Origin of the sequence: Streptomyces sp. UH6 (assembly GCF_013421635.1) — a bacterium.
Classification (GTDB): Bacteria; Actinomycetota; Actinomycetes; order Streptomycetales; family Streptomycetaceae; genus Streptomyces; species Streptomyces abyssomicinicus.
Window position 1 is genome coordinate 1 of the sequence record NZ_JACADT010000258.1, and the last position, 6608, is coordinate 6608.

At 68.0% G+C, this 6608-nt stretch carries 4 protein-coding genes; all 4 read left to right on the forward strand.

Features of this window, described 5'->3' with window-relative positions; all coding sequences use genetic code 11:
- Positions 1 to 953: protein phosphatase 2C domain-containing protein (locus HW445_RS14635; protein WP_218956986.1), on the forward strand; the 953-nt coding region annotated here is incomplete at its 5' end.
- The gene (locus HW445_RS14640) at positions 950 to 1900 is read left to right on the forward strand and encodes a hypothetical protein (RefSeq protein WP_180221459.1); all 951 of its coding nucleotides are present in this window, start codon (positions 950 to 952) and stop codon (positions 1898 to 1900) included. The genes HW445_RS14635 and HW445_RS14640, both read left to right, overlap by 4 nt.
- A gap of 220 nt (positions 1901 to 2120) precedes the next feature.
- Positions 2121 to 5186 carry a DUF3427 domain-containing protein gene (locus HW445_RS14645; RefSeq protein WP_257231072.1) on the forward strand — a complete coding sequence of 1022 codons (3066 nt, stop codon included), beginning with the start codon at positions 2121 to 2123 and terminating at the stop codon, positions 5184 to 5186.
- Between the two features lie 171 nt (positions 5187 to 5357).
- A partial coding sequence (locus HW445_RS34130; RefSeq protein WP_306673322.1) for a helix-turn-helix domain-containing protein occupies positions 5358 to 6608 on the forward strand: 1251 nt, incomplete at its 3' end.

Sequence of the window (6608 nt, forward strand, 5' to 3'; positions counted from 1 at the left end):
CGCCCCCCGCCGCACACGAACCGGAACTGCCGGCGCTCGTCCCGGAGCAAGTGCGGGGCCTGCCCGAGCACGTCGGCAAGCGCCCCCCGGCGTACCCGCCCTACCCCAAGGCCAAGCCGTCCCTGAACGACGGTGACACCTTCGCGGCGCTCACGCCGGAGATCGTGCTGGACGGCCTGCTCACCGACGGGCTGGCGGTCCGGGGCGTCTCCGTACGCGGCGACTCCCACCGCTGGGACGGCAGCTGCCGCCAGGACGCGATGACCATCACCCGCATCGGCGCGCCCGACAAGGAGCTGCTGGTCCTCGCCGTCGCCGACGGCGTCGGATCGTCCAGGCGGTCCCACGTCGCCGCCCACGACGCGACCCGCAGGGTGGCGGGCCGGCTGCACCAGATCGCCGCCGACCTGCACCAGGCGTTGGCGCAGGAGGACCTCGCCACGCTCAACGGCCTGGCGAACCGGGTGATCGCGACCTCGGTGGAGGATCTCCGCCGTGCCTGGGGCGCGGGCTCCGACCCCGACTACAGCGACCGGGACTACGCGACCACCCTGCACGTCCTCCTCGTGCCGTCCGACCCGGCTCTGCGGCAGCGGGCGCTGATCGGCGTCGGCGACGGCGGCCTGCTGATCCTCCGCGACGGCCGCTGGTACGGCGGGCCGGGCGCCGACGAGGCCATGGTCGACACCCGTACCGCCGCCCTGCCCGTCTCCTACGGCAGCGCCGTCACCCACATCGTCACCACGGCCCCCGGTGACGTCCTGGTGCTCGGCACCGACGGCATCGTCAACCCGATCAACCAGGAACGCGAGGTCGCCGAGCGTCTCGCCGGCTACTGGGGCTCGGGCGAGGTCCCGGCGCTCTCCGACTTCCTCTGGCAGGCCCAGCTGCGTGCCAGGACGTACGACGACGACCGCACGGTGATCTGCGTCTGGGAAGGGGCGACCCGATGAGCGCCGACGACGGCCAGGACGTGCCCCGTACGTCGCTCGTCCTGCGTGACCGGATGGGCAGCGGCGGCCAGGGCGACGTCTATCCGGTCGAGGGCGTCGGCGACCTCCTGTTCAAGGAGTACAAGAACCCCCACACCGTCGACCAGGCGGCCCTGTCCGTCCTGCCCGCCTTCCGGCAGTCGCTCGCCGCGGCCGATCGCGCACGCCTCGACGCCGTCGCCGCATGGCCCCTGTGCCGGGTGACCGACGGCGGCCGGGCCGTCGGCTTCCTGATGCGGCGCGCCCCCGACCGTCTGACCTGGCAGGCGCCGAGCGGCCGGACCAAGCTGCTGGAACTCCAGCACGCCCTCCACCCGCCGAAGGCCGGCACCCGGAGCGTGCCGCAGCCCTCACCGGAGCAGCGCAGGGCACTGGCGGCGGCCTGCGCCGACGCGGTGGACTGGTTCCACGGCGCCGGCATGGTCATCGGGGACATATCCCACGCCAACATCCTCTGGTCCCTCTCGCCGGAACCGTCGGTCCACTTCCTCGACTGCGACGGCTTCCGGCGCGTCGGCGGCGCCGCCGTCCAGGCCCAGGCCGACACCCCGGACTGGGGCGACCCGCTGACCCCGCCGTCCCAGGCGTGCGTGGACAGCGACGCCTACAAGACGGCACTGGCCGTCGTCCGCCTCCTCACCCAGGATCCGTACGTCACCCCGGGCGCGACCCTGCGGCTCGTCCCCGGCTGCCTCAACGACCGCCAGGAGTCCGCCGTCCGCAGCCTCTTCCAGCAGGCCACCGGCCCGCGCGGCACCCGCCCCAAGCCCGCCGAGTGGCGCAACGCCCTCAGCGACCGCGGCACCATCCAGCTCCGCGCCACCACCCCCCGCCAACGGCCGGCCGTCGACACGTCCGTCCTGGACGGCATCCGCAACCGCAAACCGATCCCCCTGCGGGGGCGATGACCAGTTGGCCGGGGCCTCATCGAGTGCCCCGGTCGACAGGGTCGTCTCATCGGAAGTAACTCAGTGTCGTCTGACGCATCTGCTAAACCTGCTCAGGAAATTCCCAGTTGCCAGAGGAGTCTGTGTGGCCCTTCACGCCGATCAGTCACGTCCAGTGGAGGGCCTCTACGAGCGCCTCATCACGCTCCGCGTGAGCCAGCAACTCGACAAGCTGGCGGAAATGGGCTGGCGTCCCGTCACCGCTGAAGTAGGTGCAGAGTCCGTGCCTCACGTGTTGGCCCGGCATGTGGCGGAGAACGTCCAAGGGCTGCTCCACAATCTCGATCCAGATGAGCGTGTCCACGCGGCCAACCACATCCTCGACGCGATCAGCACGCTCGACGGTGCGCGGGAATGGGTCGATCACGTCATCCCGGGACCGCGTCAACTACTCGCCGTGGCCCGCAAAGAGGCAGCGGGGGTCTACGCGCTTCGCCCCGGCATACCGCTCTCCGACACCGCACTGCTCACCAACTCTCCCGACGAGCCCAGCCTTGGCTTCGAGCTACGCGCCGAGTTGGCCACGGCGGACCGAGTCGACCTACTCTGCGCTTTCGTCAAATGGCACGGGCTGAGGATCATCGAGCAATCCCTTCAAGCCGCCCGCGACCGCGGCGTCCCGATCCGCGTCATCACGACCACGTACATCGGTGCTACCGAGCGGCGCGCCCTTGACCGCCTGGTGCGCGAGTTCGGTGCGGAGGTCAGGGTCAACTACGAGACCCGGTCTACCCGACTGCATGCAAAGGCCTGGCTGTTCCGGCGCAACAGTGGCTATGACACTGCCTACGTGGGGAGTTCGAATCTCTCGAAGGCCGCACTCCTCGATGGTCTCGAATGGAACGTCCGCCTTTCGAGTGTGGCTACGCCCGACGCTCTCCGTAAGTTCGAAGCTACCTTCGATGCGTACTGGGAGGATTCGGCCTTCGAAGCGTACGACCCGGACAGGGACGGCGACCGCTTGCAGGAGGCGCTCACGATCGCCGGAGGAGCATCCCCGTCCGGCAAGGGCACACGACGGATCACCCTTTCTGGCTTGGAGGTCCGTCCCTACCCCCACCAGCGCGACATGCTGGAGCGACTGGAAGTTGAGCGCGTGGTCCACGACCGGCACCACAACCTGCTGGTTGCGGCCACCGGTACGGGCAAGACGGTCATGGCGGCACTCGACTACAAGCAACTCCGCAAGAGATTGGGTCGCGATCTGCGCCTTCTCTTCGTGGCGCATCGCAAGGAAATCCTCCAGCAGTCGATGCGCACCTACCAGGACGTTCTCGTGGATCCGAACTTCGGAGAGGAGCTGTACAGCGGGGAGATCCCGGAGCGTTGGACGCACGTCTTCGGCAGCGTGCAGTCCCTGAACGCTCGGGCGCTCGACCGCCTTGCTCCCGATCACTTCGATGTGATCGTGATCGATGAGTTCCACCACGGCACGTCGCTCACGTACCGGAAGATCGTCGATCACTTCAAGCCAAGGGAACTCCTCGGGCTCACCGCGACGCCCGAGCGGATGGACGGCAAGAACATTCAGGACGAGTTCTTCGACGGTCGGATTGCTGCTGAGATGCGACTCTGGGAGGCGCTGGAGAACGATCTCCTCAGCCCCTTCCATTACTTCGGCATCACGGACAACACCGATCTCAGTGCTGTCGAGTGGAAGCGGGGCTCCTACGACGCCGATGCCCTGAGCAATGTCCTCACGGGCAATGACGCTCGCGCCCGCCTCATCGTGCGAGCGGTGCAAGACAAGGTGGCTGACCCGCGAGCCATGCGCGCGCTGGGTTTCTGTGTCTCGGTAGCCCATGCAGATTTCATGGCCAAGTTCTTTCAGTCTGCGGGGTTCAACGCCGTGGCGCTCTCCGGCAAGACCCCGCCGGACGAGCGCAGGAAGGCCCTGGCCGATCTTCGCGCAGGCGACCTGCATGTGATCTTCTCGGTCGATCTCCTCAATGAGGGACTCGACATTCCCGATGTCGATACTCTGCTGCTCCTGCGCCCCACCTCCAGTGCCACGGTATTCCTCCAGCAACTGGGCCGTGGGCTGCGCCGATCCGAGGGCAAGGCAGTTTTGACCGTCTTGGACTTCATCGGGCAGCATCGCAAGGAATTCCGCTTCGAAAACCAATTCAGAGCGCTGACGAACCTTACGCGAAAGCGCCTCCTCGGTCACATCGAGGACGGTTTTCCGCAGCTTCCCTCAGGGTGTGAGATCCTCCTGGAGGAGAAAGCAAAGAAGATCATCATCGCCAACATCAAGGATCAGATTGGCGTCAACGTCACGGCTCTGGCGCGTGAGGTGGCGCAGTACAAGGAGACCTCCCTCATTAGCTATGTGGCGAAGAGTGGCCGCGAACTCAAGGAGGTGTACCGCGGTAATGGGAACTCCTGGACGGGGCTCCTCCGTCGGTCAGGTCTGCTTCCCGCGAAGGGGCCCGAGGGTGAAGCGCAGTTGCTGCGTCGCGTCCCCTCTTTCCTGCATGTCGACGATCCGGCCAGAGTCCAGGCGTACACCCGCATGTTGCAGGACGACGCTCCGCTGTACGGCGATCTCGACGAGCAGGGCAAGGCGTACGCGCGGATGTTCTTTTTTCAGCTGTGGCCTCTCGGGGGTGTGACTCGCAAGGGCTTCAGTGACTACGACGAGGGCCTCGCGTTGCTTCGTGAGCACCCGGCCGTGCGGCACGAATTGCGACAGGTGTTGGCCTACAACCTGGAGCGCACGGAGCATGTGCCGATCCGGTTGCTGGGTGTCGGAGGTGCCGCCGGTATCCCGTTGACCGTGCACGCTTCTTACAGCCGTGAGGAGATTCTGCCGGCGCTTGGCCAGTCGGAGGTGGGTGGTTTCATGCCGGGTGACTTCCGCGAGGGCGTGAAGTGGTGTGAGTCGATAAGGACCGACGCCCTGTTCATCACGCTGGAGAAGGATGAAAAGGACTTCTCCCCGCAGACGCGGTACCACGACTACGCGATCAACGAGAAGCGGTTCCACTGGGAGTCACAGAATCAGACGTCGGAGACGTCGAACACCGGTGTCCGGTATCAAAACCACGTGTCTTTGGGTACCAGCGTGTTGCTGTTCGTGCGGCGTTACAAGAACACCGACATCGGCGGTGCTCAACCCTGGATGCTCCTCGGGCCGGCGAAGTACGTGGAGCACACGGGCAGTAAGCCGATGGCCATCACGTGGGACCTGCAGCACGAGATTCCTGCGGACGTGTGGAGCTACTCGACCATCAAGGCCGGATAGTGCTCGGCATGCCCGTTGGCGGCGGTCGACAATCGGACTATTTCGGTAAATTCGCCCATACGGCAAAGGCTTGGCAGTATGGCCGTACAAGACGCGCGAGAGCGCGGCCACAGGTGACCCCGGCGGTGCTACCAACACCCCGGGGTCCGGCATCAGGAGAACACAACTCCCATGCAGATTCATCGTATCCCGGTGCATGACCGGGACTTCGTGATCATCGCCAACCAGGCCATCCAGGACCGGCGGCTCTCCCACACCGCGCGGGGCATCCTCGCGCTGATCCTGTCCCTTCCGAACGGCGTCGGGGAGAACGTCCGGAGCCTGAGCGACGACTACCCGCAGGGCAGGAGCGCGGTCGCCAAGGCGGTCGCGGAGCTGCGGAAGCTCGGGTACTGGGTGACGAGTACGCGTCGTGAGCTCGGGACCGGGCGGATCGTCTCCAAGGTGGACGTGTACGAGCTGCCCGGGGTCGCGGGGGCGGGGGCCGTGAGTCCGGCGGGCGGGCTGGCCCCTGCGGTTGGGCCGCCGGTTCCCACCCGTCCGGGTACCGGTGACGTGGGCGCCGGGAACGCGGGCACGTCCCCTTGGGCGGGAAAGGAACGGGGGAAGGACGGGGAAAAGCCCTCCCTGATCCGCCGACGGCGACGGAACCGGGGGAAGGCGGACCGCGGACAGAGGGACCGCGGGCAGACGGGCCGGGGGATCGGGCGGGCGGTGGCGGACGCCGAGGACGAAGCGGGGGCCGTCGCGGACGGCGGGGAGGGAGGGGCGGGCGAGCGGCCGGATCCGAGCGGGGTGGCCGAGGCCGATGCGGCCCGGGCGGCGCACGAGGTCGAGGCCGCGCGGGTGCTGAGACGGCTCGAAGCGGTGGACGCCCGGCTGCGGCTCGGTGAACGGCAGGTCCGCGAGCTCGTGCCCGCCGTGTGCCGGTGGCTGGTGCGCGGTGCCACCGTCGTCGAGATCACCGACGCGCTGACGCAGGGCCTGCCGGGCAAGGTCTACAGCGTGGGGCGTCTGCTCGCCGACCGCCTGGAGCGCAAGCTGCCCGCCCCCAGACGGCGGTGGAAGAGCTTCGCCGAGTGCGGCAGTCCCGGGTGCGGGGGCCTTCTGCCCGACGGGCAGGAGACGGGGATCTGTACCGGCTGCGCGGTCGGGTGCGTCGAGTACTTCGCGATCGACTGCGCCACCGGGGTCGTGACCGATCGCGGGGCGGATGCCGCGTCGCCGGGCAGGGTGCCGACACCTGCGACTGTGCCTCTGCCCGCAACGGTGCCTCTGCCCGCGAGTGTGCCTCCGCCTGCGGCTGGACCTCCGCCTGCCGCCGGGTCTCGGCCCGCGCCTCCGCCTGTGGCGTCGCCCGTCGAGGTCACGCGGGATGCGTGTCCGGCCGTCCCCGATCCGGCGGGACGGGTCGGGGAGCTG

Excerpts from the sequence above, each read along its gene's own strand:
- HW445_RS14640 (WP_180221459.1), top strand. The coding sequence starts at position 950 with ATGAGCGCCGACGACGGCCAGGACGTGCCCCGTACGTCGCTCGTCCTG.
- HW445_RS14645 (WP_257231072.1), top strand. The coding sequence starts at position 2,121 with ATGGGCTGGCGTCCCGTCACCGCTGAAGTAGGTGCAGAGTCCGTGCCT.